The sequence below is a fragment of the Mycobacterium sp. genome (genome assembly GCF_039583785.1).
Classification (GTDB): Bacteria; Actinomycetota; Actinomycetes; order Mycobacteriales; family Mycobacteriaceae; genus Mycobacterium.
In genome coordinates, this window is the sequence record NZ_JAVKSG010000043.1 from 1 (window position 1) to 19,771 (window position 19,771).

Here is a 19,771-nt window from a genome sequence, read left to right on the forward strand (position 1 = left end):
CCGAATTCGGGCGTCTCGACGGTATCGCCGCCATCGCCGGTGCGGTCAAACAAGCCGACCTGTTCGCCCTATCCGACACCGACTGGGACGACGCCCTGGCGGTCAAACTGCATTCCATGCGCCGCCTGGTGCTGGCCGGCTGGCCGCACCTGAAAGCAACCAGCGGGTCGGTGGTCATCACCTCCGGCGCCACCGCGGCAGCGCCGAGTGCTGCGCTTGGCGCAGTCAGCTCCATCAACGCCTTCATCGCCGCGTTGGCCAAGGCTTTCGCCGATCGCGGCACCACCGACGGGGTCCGAGTCAACACATTGCTTCCCGGCCCCACGCTGACCGCCCGCCGCCACCGCATGCTGGAACTCTTCGCCGCGGCCCGCGGCCTTGACATCCAGGAGGCGACCGATGTGTTCGCCGCCCAAGCCCGCATCTTGCGCTACGGCACCGTCGAAGAGGTCGCCGAGGGGTACGCCTGGCTGCTCTCGCCACACGCCCGCTGGGTTCACGGCACCGCCCTGCGCGTCGACGGCGGCGAAGCCAAAACCCCCTAACCCCAACCCTCCCACACACTGCGGAAAGCTGAACCATGGCCAACCCCGACTCCGGCACCGTCATCATCGCCACCGTCACCGCCACACCCCAGAACCGTGACGACCTCCTGCGGGCGCTTCAGGAACTCCTGCCCGCCGCCCGCGCCGAGAGCGGTGTCTGCACCTTCCTGCTCCATGAAAACCGCTCCCAGCCAGGACAATTCACTCTCTACGAACACTTTCGCGACCAAACCGCGATCGACACCCACTTCAGCAGCCCGCACTTCAGTCGCATCAGCAACGCATTAGCCCAATACGCCTCCGGCCCACCCATACTCACCTACCACCAACCACTTCAATGCACCGAGATGCCGGGAGCGCCCGATGAGTGTGCATGATGCGGTCAAGGAAAGACGCTCGGTCCGCGCCGTCCGTTGACCTGCCCGGCCCGGTCCCTATCGTCCCGATACCTTCGCAGCTGATTTCGAATAGTGGTTGCGCGAAGTTCGTCGCAGGAGTGAAGTGTATTCAGGTCGCGACGACGAACGGAACGCTGATGACGACCCCTTCTGCTCGGGCAGAACAACTGGCGCTGGTTGCCCGCCTGAAATCGTCCTACCCCGAGCTGCCTGATGCGCCGACGCCGGATCTCGTTGATCACGAACGATTTAGGGCCTACACGAAGACTCCGCACGACGTCGGTGGCGAGCCGGATGCCCCGATCGAATTCGAAAACAAGCAGTATGAGATGTGGGAAGAAGACACCTACGTCATGTGTGAAGTTCTCGACTGACCAAAGTGGCTGCGGCACAGCCCTGCCCGGCATTGAGCAGCGCGACGAAGAAGACGCGCTGTCGGCAACGTTGTACGCCGAACTGCCGTACCCGGGGAACCGATTGGTCGCACTCGCTGCTACGACGCGGGCTGATCGACGAGGACGAGCTCGCGCAGCGACTGACCGCTACGCGTTGGCCGGCGCGGACACCTTCATCAGTTTCATCAGGTTGCCGCCCATGATCTTGGCGACGTCCTCGTCGCCGAAGTCGGTGAGCTCGTCGACGAAGGTGATCGGGTCCTTCAAGCCTTCAGGGTGCGGCCAGTCGGAGCCGAACAGCACTCGGTCGGTGCCGACCATGTTGACGATCTCGGTGAACCGGTCTTCCCAGAACGGGGTGATGTAGACGCACCGCTTGAACGCCTGCACCGGATCCTCGGTGAAGGCCTGCGGCATCTTCTTGTACACGCCGGTAAGACCTTTGAACAGATCCGGCACCCAGTCGGCGCCGTTCTCGATCGACAGAATGCGCAGATCCGGGTTGCGCGACAGCGCGCCGTGGCAGACCAGGGCACCCATCGCGTCGAGGATCGGCCGATGTCCCATCGCGAAGCTGCGGAACGGGGTCGGCTTGAACGGCAGGAATTCGTCGCCGGGCTCCCACACATTGGCGAACTCCGAATAGCCACTGTCCGAGGCGTGCATCGAGACCGGGATTCCAGCCTTGACGCAAGCCTGCCAGAACGGGTCGAACTCCTCGAGCCCGAAGGAGCGGCTGCCCTTGAACCCGGGCACCGGCGCCGGTCGGACCAGCACGGTGCGGGCACCGCGCGCCAGACACCACTCGAGCTCCTCGAGCGCGCGCTCCACGATCGGCAGGGTGATGACCGGGGTGGCGAAGATGCGGTCCTTGTGGTTGAAGGTCCACTGCTCGTGCATCCACTCGTTGAGCGCGTGGATGACGTCGTGGGTCATCTCCGGGTCGTCTTTCATCCGCTCTTCGACCAGGCTGGCCAGCGTCGGGAACATCAGGGCGTAGTCGATGCCGAGCTCGTCCATCACCTCTAACCGCGCGGCCGGCTCACGGAACGCGGGGATGGCCTTCATCGGCTCGCCGAGGATCTCGCGGTAGGTCTTGCCCTGAGCGCCATTGCGGAAGTAGTCCTCCTGCGCACCCGGCTTGGCGACCACTTCGAAGGTCGGGTTCGGGATGTAGTCGCTGATGTGGCCGCGGACCACGATTTTGGTGCGGCCGCGGACCTGCACATAGTCGATGACGCGTTTGCGGTTCTCCGGCAGGAACTTGGTCAGCGCTTCCTGCGACTCGTACATGTGGTTGTCGGCGTCGAAGACGGGGAAGGAAAGTTCGCGAGACGGCATGGCGATCTCCTTGCGGAAAGTCTGGGATTCTCACCTGGTGGTAATGACGTTACCACCAGGTGTGCAAGAGGTCGAAAATAGCGTCAGGTGGGCGGCCAGTCGGGCAGCTTCGGGGTCGCCCCGTTGATCACGGCGAAGTTCACCGTCGCCGTGGCGAGCAGTGCGTCGTCGCTGTCGTCGTCGGTGAGCACGTCGACCTGCATCACCAACGCGCGCCTGCCGCCGCGCAGCATCCGCGGCACCGCGTAGGCCGTGCCCTGCCGGATCGGGCGCAGGTAGCGGATGTTCATGTCGGCGGTCGTCATCGTGGTGCCATCCTTCAGGTAGTCCAGGCCGAACTGCCCGCCGGCGACGTCGATCAGCGTGGCGATCAGGCCGCCCTGCAGCGCTCCGGAGGTGTTGACCACCTGCGGGCTCACCGGGATCGTCATCGCGAATTCGCCGTTGCGGTTGCCGGGCCGCATGCCGATTTGGTTGAACAGCTCCGCCAGGCTCGGGGTTTCCGGTTGGACATTCTCGTCGGCGCCGAGCGCGCGCACACAGAAGTCGTATAGGTGCGCGGAATCAATTGGTGCACCGGTTAATGCGGCACCCAGCCAATGCAATCGCAGGGCACCCAGGATGGTTTGCATGACGATCGCGGCGGCGGGCCCGACGTCGAGGTTGGGCCGGAAGGCCCCTTCGCTGATGCCGCGTTGGATGACGTCGCGCAGCAAGGCGTGCAGCGGGGAGAGCACCCGGGCGTAGTCGCGGGGCCGGGTTTCGGACAGGTGCTGGTTGTACAGATTCATCGCCCGGTTGAGGCTGCCCTGCGTGCTCGACTCGGGCTCCGTGCTGATCCGGTCGATGATCAGCTTGATCGCTGAGGTGCTGGCCAGTCCGGTGGTCTCGGCGCGCCAGACCTGCGTCGACTGCGCCATTGTCCGCTCCAGCAGGGCGATCAGCAGTTCGTCCTTGCTGCTGAAGTGTTGGTAGAACGCGCGCAGCGACGTTTTGGAGCGCGCGACGACTTCTTGGACGGTGAAGTCGGTGCGACCGGTCTCGCGCAAAATCTCGACGGCGGTCTTGATGAAGCGGGCGTCCCGGGTCGTCGGTTCGGCTGCGCTGGCTCCGTTGTCTGCGGCCATGGCGCCCCTCCTCAGTCCCGCGCTGGTGGTGCTGTGAGAATGAGGTTACCGCGTTTGAGTCGTCGGGGGACGCTGTCCCAGCCCTGCTCGGGTGCGCCGGTGCAAGTCCGGCTGCCCGCCGAAGTGCCAGACTCGGGTGGCCGCCGCCGTCTGAGCAACGGCCTCAACCACCGCGGGCTTGGACCATTGCCGAGCGATTGACCTTGGTTGCTTCCGTGCGGGGGATCTGGTCGACGAACTCGACCGTCTTGGGAACCTTGTAGGCGGCCAACCGGGCCTTGGCGTATTCGATCATGTCCTGCCCGGTCAGCGGCGTCGCGCTGTCGGCAAGCTGGATCACCGCGTGTACCCGACGGCCCCACTCGCTGTCGGCGAGCCCGATGACAACCACGTCGGCGACGCCGTCGTGTGAGGCGAGCGCGCATTCCACCTCCGCGGGAAAGACATTGGCACCGCCGGTGATGATCATGTCACTGCGGCGATCGGCGATGTAGAGATACCCGTCGGCGTCGATATGGCCGATGTCGCCGGCGGTGCGGAACCCGTCCGGCGTCGACGGCAGCAGCGGCGCGCCGCCCAGGTAGCGGTAACCGGCGCTCATCGGCGAGCGCAGATAGATCTCGCCGAGCTCACCGCGAGTTACGGGTTGGCACTGCTGGTCCAGGATGCGCACCTCGGTGTCGCGGAACCCGCGACCGACACTGCCCGGATGCGCCAGCCACTCGTCGCCGCGCAACGCAGTGAGTCCCAGACCCTCGGTCATCCCATATGCCATCACGACCTGTTCCGGGCTGAGCAAATCGAACCAGGTGCGCAGCAGCGTATGTGGCATCACCGCGGCACCCTGCAAGATCCACGCGATGCTGGACAGATCCCGCTGGCCGATGTCGGGAAGAGCCGCGATGCGGGACAGCATGGTCGGGGTGGCCGTGAAGTTGGTGATGCGGTAGAGCTCGATCGCATCCACGACCGCTGCCGCGTCGAACTTTTCGAGGATTACCAGGCTGTCGCCACCCAGTAGGTAGGTCAGCGGGGAGAAGCCGTTGGTGTGATACATCGGTCCGGGCACCAGGATGGTCTGCGGCGTGGGGGTTGGAGTCCACGCGGCCAAAAAGGGCAACGACGATTCCGGCGTCCAGACTCCCTGCGCCAAAGTCAGAATGACTTTGGGTAATCCGGTCGATCCGCTGCTGCAGATTCCGTTGGCGTTGGGGGACAACATGTCCGGCAGTGCGCCGGTGGACTGGCCGGCTGCGCTCGCGGTCAGCACGGGCCGCGTCTCGTCGTCGACCGCGACCGCCGGCGCGATCACCTCCAGCACGCGGGACCGTTCCCAATCCGGCAGGTCCCACCGCATCGGTACCGGAACGGCGCCGATCTTCCAGCACCCCAGCACGGTCAGCACGAACTCCTCGGAGTTGGGAATCCCCAGTGCGACGAGCGAACCTAGCTGGGCGCCGGCGACCGACAAGGCTCGCCCCCATTGGTTGGCCCGGCCGTCGAGTTCCCCGAACGTCAACGACTGCGCGTTCCCGTCGCGCGCGATCACAGTCACAGCCAGGTCGTCGCCGCGCTGTTCGGCGAGCTGTCGCAGCTTGGCGCCGAACGGAATTCCGTCCTCCGGGGTCACGCTGTTACCGGGCCGGAGAATAGTGTCTCTAGCGCGCCGCTGCGGACATCCGGCAGCAGGCGCACCGCGAGGGCCTCGGTGCTTACCGGAAGCCGGACCAGCGGCTGAGTGTGCCTGTCGAGCACGCTGACATCTGACTCGTCACAGAAGCCCAGCGCTCCCAGCAGCTGGTGCGCTGCGCGGAATACCTGCCGGGCGGTGTCGGCGGCCTTGAGTCTGAGCACCAGGGCGTCCGCCGAACGCACCTGCGCAGGCGACGATTCCATCCGGCTGACGGTATATTTCGCCAGTTCGTGCAGCCCGCGGGCCGCGACCGAGGCGTCGGCGATGGTGAAGCGGACGGCCTGAAATTCCGCGAGCGGTTTGCCGAACTGCATGCGGGCCACGACGTGCCGACGGGTGATCGCCAATGCCTGCTGCACCGCGCCGACGATCCGCCACGAGCCCAGCGTGAGGTGCAGGTCGACGTCGGCGGCCGGGACCGTGCCATCGGGTCGGCTTAACGTGGCCGGCACCAGGAATGGCCCGAGCTTCGCGGCGGTGCGGGAGGACGGCTGGACGCGGTAACGGGCACCGTCGAGGTCGGCGGCGATCCAGTCACCGGCCAGGTCGCCGTGGTCGACGCGCGGCGCCTCGGGATTCACCAATGCCAGCCGGGCGCCGTCGATCGCCAGCAGTTCCTCGACGATCGGGTAGGGCAGTGCCGTTGCGCCACCGGCCTGGCAGAGCACCGCGGCCGCCAGCAGGTCGTCAGTGCAGGCCCGGACGTCGAGATCGAAAGCACCGAGGTCGGACAGCGCGGTTCGGGCGTCGTGCCGCAGCTGATCCACGGTCTCGGCCCGCTGCGCGGCCTGCGCTCCGCCGAAGCGGAACAGTCGTTTGTTGGCAACCGTGGCGAACTCGACAATGCCCTCTGGCAGAGCGGTTTTCATCAGTGATCTGCCAATGCTTCGCGGGCGACCAACATCCGTTGCACCTCGATGGTTCCCGACGCGACCGTGGCTGCCTGGGCGTAACGCCAGTGATCTTCGATCGCGCCGTGCAGCGGGGCCGACATGCCGCTGTCCAGTGCCGCGGGGCCGAGCACGTCGAACAACAACTCGGCGACCTGCTGGTCGCAGGTGGTGGTCGCAATGCGGGCGGCACTGGCCGCGCCGCCGGCCGTCGGGTCGTCTTGCAACGACACCGCACGATAGGCCAACAACCGGGCGACGCGTAGGTCGATCAGGGCCCGCACCCAGCGCGTGCGGATCGATTCGGGCAATGTGTCCCACTCGTCGCCGAGTTCGGTCTGCATCCGGCCCAGCAACGACTCGCAGCGGGCGTACCGCGCGATCCCCACCCGCTCGAAGGCGAGCGCTTCGCGCATCACCCGCCACCCGTCGCCCACCTCGCCGAGGACTTCGTCGGGGGACACCTCGACGCCGTCGAGAAATACCTCGTTGAGGTGATGCGGCCCCAGCATCGACCGGATCGGTCGCACGGTGATCCCGGCCCGATCCATCGGGACCAGAAACAGGCTGAGCCGCTTGGGTTTCGGGGCATCCGGATCGGTGCATGCGGCCAGCACACACCAGGAAGCCATCTGCGCGTAGGACGTCCACACTTTCTGACCGGTGACCCGCCATCCGTCACCGTCAGGAATCGCGCGGGTGCGCAGCGACGCCAGGTCGGTTCCGGCTTCTGGTTCAGAGAACCCCTGGCACCAGATCACCTCGCCGCTGGCGATCGCGGACAAATGCTTCGCCTTCTGCTCTTCGGTCCCGTACCGCATCAGCGCTGGGCCGACCCAGTTGATGCCCATGTACTGGGCGCCGCGGGGCTCGTGGTGGGCCCACATCTCCTCGCGCAGCACGGTCTGCTGCCACACCGAACCGCCGCCGCCGCCATGCTCTTTCGGCCAGGCCAGAGCCAGTAGTCCGGCGGAGGCGAGCATCTTGCAGAACGACTCGGTGGTCGCCAGGTCTTCGGGTTCGTCGGTACAGGCCCCGAGGAAGCCTTCGGGAATGTGCGACGAGATCAGCTCTCGCAAGCGGGTTCTGAGTTCGGCGGCGTCGGCACCGAGGTCGTAATCCATGTCATCCCTTCGGTAGTCCGAGCAGGCGCTCGGCGATGATGTTGCGCTGGACCTCAGATGTACCGCCGTAGATGGTGGCAGCAAGTGCGTCCTGGCGCTCGAAGAGCAGGTCGGCGTCGGTGATCGAGCAGGGTCCGGACGCCGCGCTAGAAAGTTCCCAAACTCGTTGCAGAGTAATCGAACCGAGCAGCTTCACAATGTCGGCTTCCGGGCTCGGCAGCCCGGCGAGTTCATTGTTCAGCGCACGGTAACCGGTTGCCCGCAGAGCCTCGGCATCGGCGAGTAGCGAGCCGAGTTCGCAGAACACCTCACCTGAGGCGTAGCCGTCCTGGGTGGCTTGGGATTTCCTGACGGTGTCGAGGCCGCGCTGAATCTCGACCCAGTTCATGATCCAGATCATCTGCCGCTCGTGGTTGAGCGACGCCATCGCCACCTGCCATCCGCCGTTGAGTTCTCCGAGCAGACTGCCGGCCGGAATCTCGACGTCGTCGAGGATGACCTCGCAAAAGGTCTCGTCGGAGATGGATGCCATCCGGATCGGCTCGATGGTCAGCCCCGGGGACTCGAGATCGAGGACAAAACAGGAGATTCCGCGGTGTTTGGGTGCGTCGGGGTCGGTCCGGGCATACAGGGTGCACCACCGCGACAGGTGCGCCTGCGTCGTCCAGATCTTTCTGCCCCTGACGCGGAACACATCGCCATCGCGGACCGCGCGGGTGCGCAGTCCGGCGAAATCGGATCCAGCTTCGGGCTCGGACATGCCCAGCGCCCACCATTCGTCGCCGCGCAGTAGCGGGACGAGCAGGCGGTCGATCTGCTCAGGGGTGCCGAATTGCCGGATGCCCGGCGCCGCGACTCCCGGCCCGGCGACGTTGGGCAGCTTGGGGGCCGACCGCAGCGCTGCCTCGAGCCGGATTTCCATCGCCTCGGCCAGGCCCAGCGACCGTCCGCCGTGCTCGTGCGGCCAGGTCGGCTGCAACCAGCCGGCCTCGAATGCGGCACGTTGATGATCACGCCGAAGCCCGATGTCCCAGCGGTATTCGCGGTAGCGCTGGTAGTAGTCGTCGGGCAGGAAGTCGGTCAGCCACGCCGCGTATTCGGCGATCAGGTCGTGACTCACGCCGCACTCCCGGCGAAACGGCGTCCCACCGCGTGATAGAGCGCGCGGCTGTCGCCCAGGGTCGAGGCGCCCTGCCAGGCATGGCGCAGGTAGAGGTGCATGTCGTGTTCCCAGGTTTGCGCCAATGCGCCGTGCACTTGCACCCCGGTGCGCGCACATCCGACCGCCGCCTCGCCGGCTGCGGCCTTGGCCAGCGCGGCAGCGTTCCAGCCCGCGGCCGGCGTGGTCACCGGATCGTCGAGGCGGGCTGCCGCGGCATAGGTCAGGCCGCGGGCGCGCTCCAACGCCACATAGTTGTCGGCCAACGCGTGCTTGATGCCCTGGAATGCGCCGATCGGCTTGCCGAATTGGCGCCGCGTTTTCGCGTGCTCGATCGCGCGGGCCAGCGCTGCGGCGGCGACACCGACCAGGTCAGCGGCCGCGGCGAGCAACGGCGTTGCCAGGGCCGACTCCAAGTCCACCGAGGCGACAGCGATCGGCTCGGCGTCGATGTCGACATCGGCGACCGGTTGAGCGGGATCGGTGCATTCCGTGTCGTGCACGCTGATGCCGTCGCCGACCCGGACTACGGCGGCGACCGGCCCATCGGCCGACGACGCCAGGGTGACGATCAGGTCGGCGCGGGGAAGGCCGGGCACGGCGATCGCGTGGCCCTGTACCCGCCCGTGCTCCAAGGTCATCGGAACGCCGGGCAGGCGGTGGCCCGGTGGGTGAACGGCAAGCGCGGCCACCACGCCGTCCCCGATAGCGGCCAACACATCGGTGACGGCGGGGCCAGCGATCCGCAGCAGACCCGCGGCCAGCCCAACGCTGGACAGCAGTGGGGCGGGCGCCAGTGCCGCGCCGCACTCCTCCAGCACGACGGCGAGATCCATCCGACTGAAGCAGCTGTCGCCGGCGAGTTCGGTCCAGCCGAGCTCGACGACGGTCTTCCACACCGTGCGCCAACGCTGCGGATCGGTCATCGCCTGTCGCGCGAACGCCGGCGGGCATTCGGTGCGCATGACGTTGCGGACGCTGTCGCGCAGCGCCAATTGGCCGGAATTCAGTCCGACATCCATAAGACCTCTAACATAGTAAAAATAGTAAACTAGCGCGACAAGCGTCAATCGCTTCGGCGTCGCAGCCGTACGATCAGAATGGTGGTGGGTTGTGGCCGAGTGGTACTTGTTCCTGCCGCAGGTGCGGACCCCGGTGGCCGACATCGTGGAGCGCGCCCGCCAGGCCGAGGCCAGCGGGTTCGCCGGGATCGCGTTCATCGACCATCTCGAGGCACCCGGGCTTCCCGACGAAATCATCTGGGAGGCAATGAGCATCGCGACCTGGGTGGCCGCCAAAACCGACCGGCTGCGGATCGGCCATCTGGTGCTTTGCGACGCGTTCCGCCACCCGGCGGTCCTGGCCAAGCAGGCGGTCACGTTGTCGGAGGCTTCCGACGGAAGATTCGACCTCGGACTCGGCTCGGGTTCCTGGCCGGCGGAATTCGCCAGGTTCGATGTTGGTCAACAAGATCCGGTGGCCCGGGTCAAACTGCTCGGGGAGCACCTCGACGTGATGAATCAGTACTGGGGGCGTGGCGACAGCCCGGCGGGCAGCCAGTCGCCGCTGCCCACCTACCAGATACCGCTGGTCCTCGGCGGGGCGGGGCGGCGGATGATGGAACTCGTTCGCCGACATGCGGATTGGTGGAACATCCCGCTCACCCACATCGATAAACTCGCGGACCTGGCGCCGTCAGCCGGACGTGCCGGAATATCGGTTCAGCAGATGATCGGTTTCGTCCGCAGGGACAGCGACCCGGCCAAAGTGCGTGAGGTGAGCGCCGCGCGGTTCGGTAATCTCGGCTCAGGCCTGATCTGTGGCGACGCCGACGAATTGTCGCGACATTTCCGGCATTTGTCCGGTCAAGGCGTGCAGCGCTTCTATGTCTGGTTCGCCGATTTCGCCGCATCGGAATCGCTGCGCGAATTCGGCGAGACCGTGATCAAAAATTTTCCGCACTAGCACGTGGCTGCTGATGCTGGGCCGCGCGGCGGTGAACCTCGTCGGGAACCGCTGGCGGCAATTCGCACAGTTTGGCGGCGCAGGCCTTGCCGATACCGCCGCTGCCACCGGTGACCAGCGCCGTTCTAGAGATGGCGATTGTCCCGTGGGCGGGACAACGCCTGCGGCGACAGCGCGTAGATCCGTTGGTCTCCTCCGGCGGCCAGCACGTGGCTCTGGGTGTCGGAAAGATGCCGGGCCGCAACGCGACGCGCCCGCTCGACGTCGCCCGCTTCGATCATCTCGGCCATCTTGATGTGTGTGTTGAGCACGGCACGGCGCTTGGTCAGCGACGGGTAGGTACCCTTCGCCGCGCTCTCGTCGGCCCACTGCTGTTCGTGGCTGGTCCACAAGGTTTCCAGGGTCCCGACGACGGCGATGATGGTCTTGTTGCCGCAGCCGTGAACGACGGCATCGTGGAATCTGCGGCCGATCTCGGTGAACTCCGGCCCGTCCTCCAGATGGGTTTGCATCGCGTCGTTGATCTCGTTGAGCTCGGCCACGATGGTGTCGGCGCGGTCGGCGCGCTGAGCTGCCAATGCGGCGCAAACAGGTTCGAGCTCGAGGAGTGCGCTGCCGAGGTCGGCCACGACAACCGACTCGCTCTGCAGCAGCAGACCCAACATGTAGGCGGCGCTGGTCTTGGCCGGGGCATGCACGATGGCGCCGCCGCGGTTGCCGCGCCGGACCGACACCAGCCCTTCGGTCTCCAGAATTCGCAACGCTTCTCGCAGCGAAACCAGGCTGACGTTGAACTGCTCGACGAGCACTTCCTGGCGCGGCAGCAAATCGCCGTCGGCCAAGTCGCCGTCGACGATCTGTCGCCGTAATTCGTCTGCGACGATTTCGGCGATCCGTGGCGCCGACAGCCGGCGTCGGGCCTCGGGGCCAACTCCCAGCGCAGTCATCTGATTGTTGCGCCGTGGCGATCCCTGGCTTGTGCCGGGGAAGGAAACGCCGCTTCTCCGTTCTGCAGGGTGTCGGTGGTCGGGGCTAGATTTTCGGTGTGTCGCGATATCGGTTGCTTCCGACGGTTGAGCAGGCGGTGCGGGATTTCGCGCAGGCGATGCCGGGCGCCTACACGTCGCAACGTTGCTCGGTGTGTGGACACGTCGCTCCCGGAAACCGCAGGAGCCAAGCGGTGTTCGAGTGCGAAGCCTGCACCACGGGGCCGTGCAACGCCGACATCAACGCAGCACGCAACATCGCCGCCGGACGGGCGGTGACAGCACGGGGAGACCTCGGCATCAGCCGGTCTACGAACCGTGAACCTCAACTGCGCTCTCCTGCCGCATAGGTAGGGTGGTGGGTTGAAATCCGCTGGCTGCAAGCCAGCGGAGGACGTCAACTGATTCCAGCAGCGGAACTCACCGGCCGGAGCCACGGCCGCTGCGCCCGCGCACTCCATATACTGCAATCTTAGCAGTAATGGCATAATAGCCGCGCTGGTCAATCCTGCGGTTGAACGCGATGGGATACACGTTGAGCGACGGGCAAGGCAGCCGACCGACACCGCTGGAGGACGTTCGTGTCGTCGAGATCAGCGACCGGATAGCCGGCAGCTACTGCGGCAAGCTCCTCATCGACGCAGGCGCCGAAGTGCGGAAAATCGAGCCGCCACAGGGGGATTGGCTACGACGTTTCAGCGCCAGCGGCTCGGCCATCCCCGCCGGCGCCGACTCTCCGCTGTTCAGTTATCTCAACGCCGGCAAGCGCAGCCTGACCTGGCCGGGCGCCGACCTCGACGCGGAGCTCGCCGGTGCCGACATCATCGTCGTGACAGCCGGCCCCTCGCAGGCCGCCGCGTGGGGCATCGATCCGGACCAGTTACGCGCCGGGTGTCCGCGAGCAGTCATCGTCACCATTTCCGACTTCGGCTGGACCGGGCCGTATGCCGACCGTGCCGCCAGTGAGTTCACCCTGCAGGCATGGTCGGGCCTGACCGGCTTCCGCGGCGATCCGGCCGGCCCGCCGATCTCGATCGGCGGGGACCTCGGGGAGTACATGGGCGGGGTGTTCGCCGCCTTTGGCGCCCTGGTGATGAGGCGTCGCGTCGAGCACGGCGGACCTGGCGAACACCTGGATCTGTCGATGCTGGAAGCAATCACGTTGATGCAAAGCGGCGAATGGCTGCACTCGCATCTGCTGAACGCCCCGCCGGTCACGCGCACCATCGAGGTGCCGTCGATCGAGCCGGCCAAAGACGGCTACATCGGGATCACGATGGTCACCGGTCAGCAATGGCTGGATTTCGCGGCGATGGTCGACTGCCCCGAGCTGACCGAGAATCCGCAACTGAGTTTCCAGATCGGCCGATGGCAGCACCGCGACTTCATCCGCGGGCGGATTCGGCCGTGGCTCGCCGAACGCACCGTCGCCGAAGTGGTCGAACTCGGACAGCTGTTCCGGTTGCCGATCGCGGCCCTGGGTAATGGCGCAACGATCCGCGACACCGCTTACGTCACCGAGCGAGGCGCGTTCGTGCGCAACCCGGCGGGATTTCATCAGCCCCGCACGCCGTGGCTGATGTCCCAATGCGCACCGGCGCCACTGCGCGACGCACCCGCACTCGGCGGGGCCGACGGAACCACACCGTGGCCGGCCCGCGAATACCGCGAGCCACCGTCGGCGCCGCGGCTGCCGCTCGACGGCCTTCGTGTCGTCGACCTGACCGCGTTCTGGGCTGGGCCCGCCGCCACCCACCTGCTCGCCGCGTTCGGCGCCGACGTGATCAAGGTGGAATCGATCCAGCGGCCCGACGGTATCCGGTATTCGGGCGGCATCCGCAAGGACGTCGACGACTGGTGGGAATACGGCTGGGTGTTCCACGCCATGAACACCAACAAACGTTCCGTCACAATGGATTTGGGTTCCGAGGAGGGGCGTCGCCTGTTCGGCGAGTTGGTCGCCGACGCCGACCTGGTGATCGAGAATTTCTCCCCGCGAGTGATGGAGCACTTCGGCCTCACCGCGGATGCGCTGCTGGCGGTCAACCCGCGGTTGGTGATCGCACGAATGCCGGCTTTCGGGCTGGACGGGCCGTGGCGCGACCGCGTCGGTTTCGCGCCGACCATGGAGCAGATCGCCGGCCTGGCCTGGGTGACCGGATCCGCCGACGGCCCACCCGTCCCGCCGCGGGGAGCATGCGATCCGCTCGCCGGCGTGCATGCGGCATTCGCCGTGACAGCGGCGCTGTGCTTCGCCGACCGGACCGGGGTGGGCCAACTGGTCGAGTTGCCGATGATCGAGACCGTCTTGAACGTCACCGCGATTCAGCCGATGGAAGCCGAGGTATTCGGCGTCACGCTGAGCCGCCGGGGCAACCGCGGACACGGCTGGGCCGTCCAGAACCTCTACCGCTGCGACGGCGACGACGACTGGATCGCGGTGAGCGTGCGCACCGACGAGCAGTGGCGGGCACTCGTCGACCTACTCGAGCGGCCGGCCTGGGCCGTCGACCCCCGGCTCGACACGGTCGACGGGCGGCGCACCCGCGCCGACGAGATCGACCAGAATCTGCAGGCCTGGTTCGCCGGCCAGAAGCTCGATCACACCGTGAATACGCTTGCCGCCATGGGGATTGCTGCGGCACCGGTGGTGTCGCCGTCGCTGATTACCGACAACGATCAGCTCAACGACCGCGGCTTTCTGGAAACCCTCGACCACCCACTTACCGGGGTGGCTCGCTACCCGCGTCCACCGTTCGCGCCACTCGACGGGCGGCACTCCTGGTTGATGCGCCCACCACCGACGCTCGGCGAGCACAACCGCGAGGTATTGCGCGACCGGTGCGGGCTGACCGACGAAGATCTGGCCAGGCTCGCGACGGCCGGGGTGATCGGCACCCGGCCGAAGGGCCTGTGACGCGCTGCGGGTGGTCGAGTAACTCCTAGCGGGCTCTCAGCCTTATCGGCATCTGTTCGTAGATCGACATGTTGGTGGTCAGATTCGGGTAGCTGACCTGAGTGAGCCCGAGGGCGAATCCGTCACCACGCAAGAGGAGTTCGTCGAACACCGCGCGAAGTTCCGCGCGCGCCAGCATGGCGCCCAGGCAGTGGTGCGGCCCGCCACCCCCGAATGCCACGTGCGGATTAGGTTGGCGCCCAATGTCAAACGTGAACGGTGAGGAGAACACCTCTTCGTCGCGGTTCGCTGAACGCAGCATCGCGACCACCCGCTCGCCCTTCGGGATGTGCTGGCCATCCATCTCGATGTCGACCGCGGTGGTGCGGGTCCAGTACGCGACCGGGGAGGCCCAGCGCAGCACCTCTTCGACGGCGCTGAACCGCACCGACTCGTCCTCGCGATACCGTTCGATCTGCGCGTGGTTGGCGACGAACGCCTGCAACCCGATCGCCAGCGCGTTTTTCGTGGTGTCGCTGCCGGCGAAGGTCAGCACGAAGAAGAAAAACTCGAGTTCGTTACTGGACAGCCTGAATTCCTCTCCGTCGTCACCGGTGATCACCGCGGATGCCAGGGTGCTCCAGATGTCGTCGGTCGGGTTGATCCGCTTTTCGGCGGTGAGTTCCGTCGCGTAGGCGAAGATGTTGGCGAAAACATCGGTGTCGAGGTGCTCCCCGGTGGACTGAGCCTTCAGGATGTGGTCGAAGCCGTCGAATATGCGCGGCCGATCCTGTTCCGGAATGCCGATGATGTCGCCGATCACGGTCATCGGCAGCAGGTCCGCGACGTCGGCGATCCAGTCGCCACTGCCGCGGGCGATCAGGTCGTCGATCATGCGCGACGCACGCGCCCGAATGCCGTCCCCGAGCTTGGCGATCGCCCGGGCCGTGAACGCACTCGAGATGAGTTTGCGATGCTTGCTTTGTTCGGGCGGATCCAGCGTGATGATGGTCGGATACGACGAGAACAGCTGCGCCGGTTGAATAAGCGGACCGTCTACTGCAGTGAACGACTCGTGGTCACGATGTAGCCGCACGGCGTGCCGATGTTTGGTGGTCATCCAGAAGTCCCGCTTGACGGTTCTCGCGACGCCCGGTGTCAGCCCGTGCCGGAACAGCGGTCTGTCACGGCGCAGCTCGGCGAACAATTCATCAGGAAAGCCCCTGCGCCACAGTGCAAAATCGGATAGATCCACGACGGTGCTGGTCATGCGCAACCTCAACTCAGCGAATGGTTGACGTGCAATAACTAAAATAGTAACAATAGATGAGCACGGACCAGCGTCGAGTGTTGAGCAAATCGCGGCTATTCAGCCCCGCAAGTCGACGCTTGGCCCGGGAAACGGAGAATTCGATGACCATCGACCCGTCGGAACGCGAGTTCGGGCCGAGTGGCATCAGCCTCTCGTCGTACCGATTCCCGACCGGGTGGTTCATCATCGGGTTCGCCTCCGAGTTGGCGCCCGGTGACGTCAAGCGGGTGCACTACTTCGGCGAGGAGTTGGTGCTTTTTCGCACCGAGTCCGGCGACGTGAAAGTGCTCGACGCGTACTGCCAGCATCTCGGCGCCAACATGGGCGTCGGTGGCACCGTCGAGGGCGAGAACATCGTCTGCCCGTGGCATGGGTGGCAGTGGCGCGGTGACGGCACCAACGCGCTGATCCCATACAGCAAGATCGGCTGCAAGAACAACGTCCGGATCCGTACTTACCCCAGCATCCAGTGGTACGGCTTCATCCTGGTCTGGCACGAACGGCACGGCCGGGCGCCGTACTGGCAGCCGCCGGTGCTGCCCGAGTTGGAGACCGGCGAGTACTACCCGCTGCACCCGCACAGCCGCATGCTGAACCGGGTCAAGGTGCACGCGCAGATGATCATCGAAAACGCCGCCGACCCCTATCACGTGCAGTACGTGCACAAGGCGGCGAACCCGGCCAACACCACCTCGTTCGAGGCGGCCGGCTATCACCTGCACGCCACCGTCAGCGCGCACTTCGGCGGCGGCCGGTCGCAGACCTGGCTGACCCCGAACGGTCCGGTCGACGCGAAGATCGTCTACGACAACTATTCGTTGGGTCTGGGCATCGTGCGGTTCCCCAGCGATCTGGTGGCCACCATCGAAGTCACCGGGCAGACCCCGGTCGACGAGGACTACACCGACTACTTCTACACCCAGGCGTCGGTTCGCGAGCCGGGCGATTCCGGCGATGCGCCCACCGGCCGCGCCGCCAAATTCCTGGCGTTGCAGCAAGAAGTCATCAAGCAGGACTTCTTCACCTGGGAGAACATGAAGTACCTGGAGAAGCCGAACCTCGCTCCGGAAGAGGCCCACGACTACGCGGCGCTGCGGCGTTGGGCGCACCGGTTCTACCCGGGCGAACAGACCGCCTTCGATGATTTCGGCTACACCGCCAACGGTGACCCGGACCCGGCTGCTGCGAGGGCCTGATGTCTCACGTGCCGGTTGGGAAGGCACCCGCCGGCGACGGAAAGCCCCTCGGTCCAGCTGATTTCGGCGTCGAGCGGTTCAGCGTCGCGGCAGTGCTCGATCGTGGTGCCGAGCAGTTCCCCGACCGGGTGGTGATGTCGATCGGTGGTATCGACGTGACCTTCGAGCAGATGCGCCAGCCGTCGTGTGCGGCCGCTAATGCGTTACTGAATTTGGGCATTGGACCAGGCGATGGTGTCGGAATGTTCGCTGGAACCTGTCCGGAGTGGATCTACTACTGGACCACGAGCTGGATTACGCAGAGCTGCTGGACTTTTGCGGCGCCCGGATGCCGTACTTTTCGGTACCGCGGTACGTCGAGATTGTCGACGAGCTACCGCACACGATCATCGGTCGGGTCCGCAAAGATGTGCTTCCCGGCAGAGGTGTCGGATCCGCCGCCTGGGACTGGAAAAGCCACGGCTACATCGTGAAATAGGGAGAAACACAGATGGCCATGACCTATCAACAGCAGTATGTCCTCGACGGCGCGGTGGGCCGCGACGCGATATTGAACCTGACGGCGCGGCACAACCGGTGCTTCTCCGCGGGTGATCGCAACGGGTGGATCGCGACGTTCCGGCATTCGGGCGCCCGCTTCACCCGCGACGGCGCGGAATTCACCGATCTGCGTGCGGCGTTCGACGGTGGTAGCGGGCGGCTGGTCGCCGTGGACCATGAGATCACCGTCGACGGCATCAACGCAACGCAGCGGTGCGTGGCGCTGCTCTTCGCTGCGGGCGATGACGGCTCGACGTTGCGCGCCACCGGCAGCTATCGCGATCAACTGGTCTACGAGCGTGGCGGCTGGTACTTCACAACGCGAGAGCTGCAATGGGATTCGGTGTCGGTCTCGCCGTGATGAGTGACAAGCTCGTGTTCGGCAGCTACCAGGACGCCCTGCGCATGGTTGGCGTTCCGTCCGAGCCGCGGACCGCTGGAACCGTGGTCAGTGCGGCCCGAATCCAGATGTTCGCCGCCACAGTGCAAGACGCCAATCCGTCGTACTGGGTTGCCGATTTCGCGACGCAGACGTGGGGAGGGCTGCTGGCCCCGCCGGCCCTGCTGATGGGCTGGCTCACTCCGCTGCCGTGGGAACCGGGCGGGCGGCCGCTCAGCGCGGCGATCGCGCTCCGGGTTCCGCTACCCGGCACGACGTTCGTCAACGCGGCCAACGAAGCCGAGTTTCCGCTGCCGATCGTCGACGGCGACCGGCTGACCATCGTCGAAGTCGTGGTGTCGGTGTCACCGCAGAAGCAGACCAAGCTCGGCGTCGGCCATTTCATCGAAACCCTGGACACCTTCACCCGTCAGGACGGTGCGGTCGTGGCGACCAACCGGAACACGCTGTTCCGCTTCATCCCGGCGGCGCCGTGACGCTGGACTGGCACCAGATCAGCGTCCCGCTGGAATTGCCCGAGGTGCGCGACGAGATCAGCTACCAGCGGGTGGTGATGAACTCCGGATCCACTTGGGACTACTTCCCCGGCCACTTCGACCCGGATTACGCCGAAAGGCACGGCCATCCAGGTATTTTCGTGAACACCATGCACATCGCCGGCTTCGCGGACCGGATCGCCACCGACTGGGCCGGGCCGCGCAGCCGGGTGGTGCGGCGAAAGATGAGGCTGGTCGGTTCGATCTATGCTGGAGACACCATGGTGGCGCGAGGTCGGGTGGTGGCCAAACCGGCGCTGGGTCTGGTCGACCTGCAGGTCGACATCGTCAACCAACGCGGCGAATTGTGCAGTCCGGTGGAACTCACTTTGGAACTGCCCGGGTAACCATGACCGGCGCGTTGGGACAACGGCACCTGGCGGTGTGCCGAAGATTCGGCGACGCGGGACACGTCGACCGGCAGTGGTTCCCCAAATACACCGGTGGCGGCGGAACCGACGGGGAACCGCGGGCGTGGTCGCACGAGTGGCGCACGATCAACCTGGACAACGGCGTCGACATGAGCATCTGGCACCAGTTCGACCGGACGGACGGCAATGCGCTGCAACCGTTCTCGGGTGCGACGGTGAGCTACCCCGATCCGTCGAAAGCCCCGGAATGCGCCGAAGACGTCGAGGTCACGGTGAGCAGCTATGTGCGGTGGCCGAAGTCGATCCGGACATTGGTGCGGCCGCCGGCACCAGACCGGTTCATGCCCAGCCGGCACCGGCTGCGCAGTGCTGCACTGGAATTGGACCTGACCGGCGAGCCGCTGGTGCCGGCCCCGGCCCACGGCCTGCCGATCGAATACATGCAAGGGCCGTACCGCTACCACGGGACCATGCGTGGCGAACCGGTGAGCGGTTTCGCGTTCTACGAGCGATCGCTGGCGCTGTACCGGGATTGGGAGCTGATCGACGTGCTGGCCTGCACTGTCGACGACGCGGACGTGGTCGATCAGGTGCGGCACCTGCTCGCATCGGGCAATCGGTCACAGTCGCGAAAGCTACTGCAGGACAAGCTTGCGGAGTTGCCGGCCGGCGCTCGGGATGTCGCCGAGGCGCTGATCGGGATGCTGTCGGCCGAGAGCTGACCGGCCCGGTTATCCGCCGGGAGGTTCCCAGGCGGATCCGCCCGGGGTGCGGACGCAGGTCACCGGACCGTCCGAGTTGGACACGGCGGCGGAACCCTCTGGGCCACAGGGCATGCCGATCGCGGGCCGGGTGTCCAGTCCGGTCGGCTTCGTGGTCGTCGGCTTGGTGGTCGTC

18 protein-coding genes and 5 pseudogenes are annotated in these 19,771 nt (G+C 66.0%); 14 read left to right on the forward strand and 9 right to left on the reverse strand.

The features are described 5' to 3' along the window. The 4 genes and pseudogenes from ABDV69_RS13760 to ABDV69_RS13775 form a co-directional block, all read left to right on the forward strand. On the forward strand, nucleotides 1-545 hold a 545-nt coding region (locus ABDV69_RS13760), incomplete at its 5' end, for an SDR family oxidoreductase (protein WP_343575239.1). A 35-nt stretch (nucleotides 546-580) separates the two neighbouring features. Further along, nucleotides 581-922, forward strand: coding sequence for a putative quinol monooxygenase (locus ABDV69_RS13765; RefSeq protein WP_343575242.1), 342 nt, complete (start codon nucleotides 581-583; stop codon nucleotides 920-922). Nucleotides 923-1,080: 158 nt separating this feature from the next. Next, nucleotides 1,081-1,311, forward strand: a pseudogene (locus ABDV69_RS13770) (nitrile hydratase subunit beta); the annotation flags it as partial. Between the two features lie 10 nt (nucleotides 1,312-1,321). Next, nucleotides 1,322-1,541 (forward strand): annotated as a pseudogene (locus tag ABDV69_RS13775) (hypothetical protein); the annotation flags it as partial. On the opposite strand, the gene ABDV69_RS13780 reads toward ABDV69_RS13775, so the two are convergent. The 7 genes from ABDV69_RS13780 to ABDV69_RS13810 all read right to left on the reverse strand — a co-directional run bounded on the left by ABDV69_RS13780 (nucleotide 1,486) and on the right by ABDV69_RS13810 (nucleotide 9,694). Further along, complete coding sequence (locus tag ABDV69_RS13780; RefSeq protein ID WP_343575244.1) at nucleotides 1,486-2,679, reverse strand: amidohydrolase family protein; 1,194 nt, start codon at nucleotides 2,677-2,679, stop codon at nucleotides 1,486-1,488. The pseudogene ABDV69_RS13775 and the gene ABDV69_RS13780 sit on opposite strands and share 56 nt — an antisense overlap. 83 nt (nucleotides 2,680-2,762) lie before the next feature. After that, nucleotides 2,763-3,806: a hotdog fold thioesterase gene (locus ABDV69_RS13785; RefSeq protein WP_343575246.1), complete on the reverse strand. Its 1,044-nt coding sequence runs from the start codon at nucleotides 3,804-3,806 to the stop codon at nucleotides 2,763-2,765. A gap of 163 nt (nucleotides 3,807-3,969) precedes the next feature. Further along, complete coding sequence (locus ABDV69_RS13790) at nucleotides 3,970-5,436, reverse strand: AMP-binding protein (RefSeq protein WP_343575247.1); 1,467 nt, start codon at nucleotides 5,434-5,436, stop codon at nucleotides 3,970-3,972. Continuing rightward, a complete protein-coding gene (locus ABDV69_RS13795) occupies nucleotides 5,433-6,368 on the reverse strand; it encodes an acyl-CoA dehydrogenase family protein (RefSeq protein ID WP_343575248.1) in 936 nt (311 codons plus the stop codon). Before ABDV69_RS13795 ends, ABDV69_RS13790 begins: the two co-directional genes overlap by 4 nt. After that, nucleotides 6,368-7,513: an acyl-CoA dehydrogenase family protein gene (locus ABDV69_RS13800; RefSeq protein WP_343575250.1), complete on the reverse strand. Its 1,146-nt coding sequence runs from the start codon at nucleotides 7,511-7,513 to the stop codon at nucleotides 6,368-6,370. Before ABDV69_RS13800 ends, ABDV69_RS13795 begins: the two co-directional genes overlap by 1 nt. A 1-nt stretch (nucleotide 7,514) precedes the next feature. After that, the gene (locus ABDV69_RS13805; protein ID WP_343575283.1) at nucleotides 7,515-8,621 is read right to left on the reverse strand and encodes an acyl-CoA dehydrogenase family protein; all 1,107 of its coding nucleotides are present in this window, start codon (nucleotides 8,619-8,621) and stop codon (nucleotides 7,515-7,517) included. Between the two features lie 8 nt (nucleotides 8,622-8,629). After that, nucleotides 8,630-9,694, reverse strand: a complete 1,065-nt coding sequence (locus ABDV69_RS13810) for an acyl-CoA dehydrogenase family protein (protein WP_343575252.1) — start codon at nucleotides 9,692-9,694, stop codon at nucleotides 8,630-8,632. Between the two features lie 91 nt (nucleotides 9,695-9,785). Here ABDV69_RS13810 and ABDV69_RS13815 point away from each other — a divergent pair, with 91 nt between their 5' ends. Then, nucleotides 9,786-10,637: an LLM class flavin-dependent oxidoreductase gene (locus ABDV69_RS13815; protein WP_343575254.1), complete on the forward strand. Its 852-nt coding sequence runs from the start codon at nucleotides 9,786-9,788 to the stop codon at nucleotides 10,635-10,637. 125 nt (nucleotides 10,638-10,762) lie between these two features. On the opposite strand, the gene ABDV69_RS13820 is transcribed toward ABDV69_RS13815, so the two are convergent. Continuing rightward, a complete protein-coding gene (locus ABDV69_RS13820) occupies nucleotides 10,763-11,584 on the reverse strand; it encodes an FCD domain-containing protein (RefSeq protein ID WP_343575257.1) in 822 nt (273 codons plus the stop codon). A gap of 170 nt (nucleotides 11,585-11,754) precedes the next feature. On the opposite strand from ABDV69_RS13820, the pseudogene ABDV69_RS13825 reads away from it, so the two are divergent. Continuing rightward, nucleotides 11,755-11,973, forward strand: a pseudogene (locus ABDV69_RS13825) (zinc ribbon domain-containing protein); the annotation flags it as partial. A gap of 173 nt (nucleotides 11,974-12,146) precedes the next feature. After that, nucleotides 12,147-14,540: a CoA transferase gene (locus ABDV69_RS13830; protein WP_343575259.1), complete on the forward strand. Its 2,394-nt coding sequence runs from the start codon at nucleotides 12,147-12,149 to the stop codon at nucleotides 14,538-14,540. Between the two features lie 25 nt (nucleotides 14,541-14,565). Here the strand turns inward: ABDV69_RS13830 and ABDV69_RS13835 are convergent, their stop codons facing one another. Next, complete coding sequence (locus tag ABDV69_RS13835) at nucleotides 14,566-15,789, reverse strand: cytochrome P450 (protein ID WP_343575261.1); 1,224 nt, start codon at nucleotides 15,787-15,789, stop codon at nucleotides 14,566-14,568. Nucleotides 15,790-15,932: 143 nt separating this feature from the next. Here ABDV69_RS13835 and ABDV69_RS13840 point away from each other — a divergent pair, with 143 nt between their 5' ends. From ABDV69_RS13840 to ABDV69_RS13870, 7 genes and pseudogenes are all read left to right on the forward strand, one after another. Further along, complete coding sequence (locus ABDV69_RS13840) at nucleotides 15,933-17,027, forward strand: Rieske 2Fe-2S domain-containing protein (RefSeq protein ID WP_343575264.1); 1,095 nt, start codon at nucleotides 15,933-15,935, stop codon at nucleotides 17,025-17,027. Beyond that, nucleotides 17,027-17,308: pseudogene (locus tag ABDV69_RS13845) on the forward strand (AMP-binding protein); the annotation flags it as partial. The gene ABDV69_RS13840 and the pseudogene ABDV69_RS13845, both read left to right, overlap by 1 nt. Further along, nucleotides 17,293-17,505: a hypothetical protein gene (locus tag ABDV69_RS13850; RefSeq protein WP_343575286.1), complete on the forward strand. Its 213-nt coding sequence runs from the start codon at nucleotides 17,293-17,295 to the stop codon at nucleotides 17,503-17,505. The pseudogene ABDV69_RS13845 and the gene ABDV69_RS13850, both read left to right, overlap by 16 nt. Before the next feature lie 12 nt (nucleotides 17,506-17,517). Then, a complete protein-coding gene (locus ABDV69_RS13855; RefSeq protein ID WP_343575267.1) occupies nucleotides 17,518-17,928 on the forward strand; it encodes a nuclear transport factor 2 family protein in 411 nt (136 codons plus the stop codon). Continuing rightward, complete coding sequence (locus tag ABDV69_RS13860; protein WP_343575269.1) at nucleotides 17,928-18,443, forward strand: MaoC family dehydratase N-terminal domain-containing protein; 516 nt, start codon at nucleotides 17,928-17,930, stop codon at nucleotides 18,441-18,443. Before ABDV69_RS13855 ends, ABDV69_RS13860 begins: the two co-directional genes overlap by 1 nt. Then, the gene (locus ABDV69_RS13865) at nucleotides 18,440-18,850 is read left to right on the forward strand and encodes a MaoC/PaaZ C-terminal domain-containing protein (protein ID WP_343575272.1); all 411 of its coding nucleotides are present in this window, start codon (nucleotides 18,440-18,442) and stop codon (nucleotides 18,848-18,850) included. The genes ABDV69_RS13860 and ABDV69_RS13865 overlap by 4 nt, the downstream gene beginning before the upstream one ends. Further along, a pseudogene (locus ABDV69_RS13870) lies at nucleotides 18,847-19,596 on the forward strand (secreted hydrolase); the annotation flags it as partial. The gene ABDV69_RS13865 and the pseudogene ABDV69_RS13870, both read left to right, overlap by 4 nt. Between the last annotated feature and the right edge of the window lie 175 nt (nucleotides 19,597-19,771).

Excerpts from the sequence above, each read along its gene's own strand:
- ABDV69_RS13860 (WP_343575269.1), top strand. The coding sequence starts at position 17,928 with ATGAGTGACAAGCTCGTGTTCGGCAGCTACCAGGACGCCCTGCGCATG.
- ABDV69_RS13765 (WP_343575242.1), top strand. The coding sequence starts at position 581 with ATGGCCAACCCCGACTCCGGCACCGTCATCATCGCCACCGTCACCGCC.
- ABDV69_RS13785 (WP_343575246.1), bottom strand. The coding sequence starts at position 3,806 with ATGGCCGCAGACAACGGAGCCAGCGCAGCCGAACCGACGACCCGGGAC.
- ABDV69_RS13830 (WP_343575259.1), top strand. The coding sequence starts at position 12,147 with ATGGGATACACGTTGAGCGACGGGCAAGGCAGCCGACCGACACCGCTG.
- ABDV69_RS13800 (WP_343575250.1), bottom strand. The coding sequence starts at position 7,513 with ATGGATTACGACCTCGGTGCCGACGCCGCCGAACTCAGAACCCGCTTG.
- ABDV69_RS13810 (WP_343575252.1), bottom strand. The coding sequence starts at position 9,694 with ATGGATGTCGGACTGAATTCCGGCCAATTGGCGCTGCGCGACAGCGTC.
- ABDV69_RS13820 (WP_343575257.1), bottom strand. The coding sequence starts at position 11,584 with ATGACTGCGCTGGGAGTTGGCCCCGAGGCCCGACGCCGGCTGTCGGCG.
- ABDV69_RS13780 (WP_343575244.1), bottom strand. The coding sequence starts at position 2,679 with ATGCCGTCTCGCGAACTTTCCTTCCCCGTCTTCGACGCCGACAACCAC.
- ABDV69_RS13855 (WP_343575267.1), top strand. The coding sequence starts at position 17,518 with ATGGCCATGACCTATCAACAGCAGTATGTCCTCGACGGCGCGGTGGGC.
- ABDV69_RS13840 (WP_343575264.1), top strand. The coding sequence starts at position 15,933 with ATGACCATCGACCCGTCGGAACGCGAGTTCGGGCCGAGTGGCATCAGC.
- ABDV69_RS13795 (WP_343575248.1), bottom strand. The coding sequence starts at position 6,368 with ATGAAAACCGCTCTGCCAGAGGGCATTGTCGAGTTCGCCACGGTTGCC.
- ABDV69_RS13835 (WP_343575261.1), bottom strand. The coding sequence starts at position 15,789 with ATGACCAGCACCGTCGTGGATCTATCCGATTTTGCACTGTGGCGCAGG.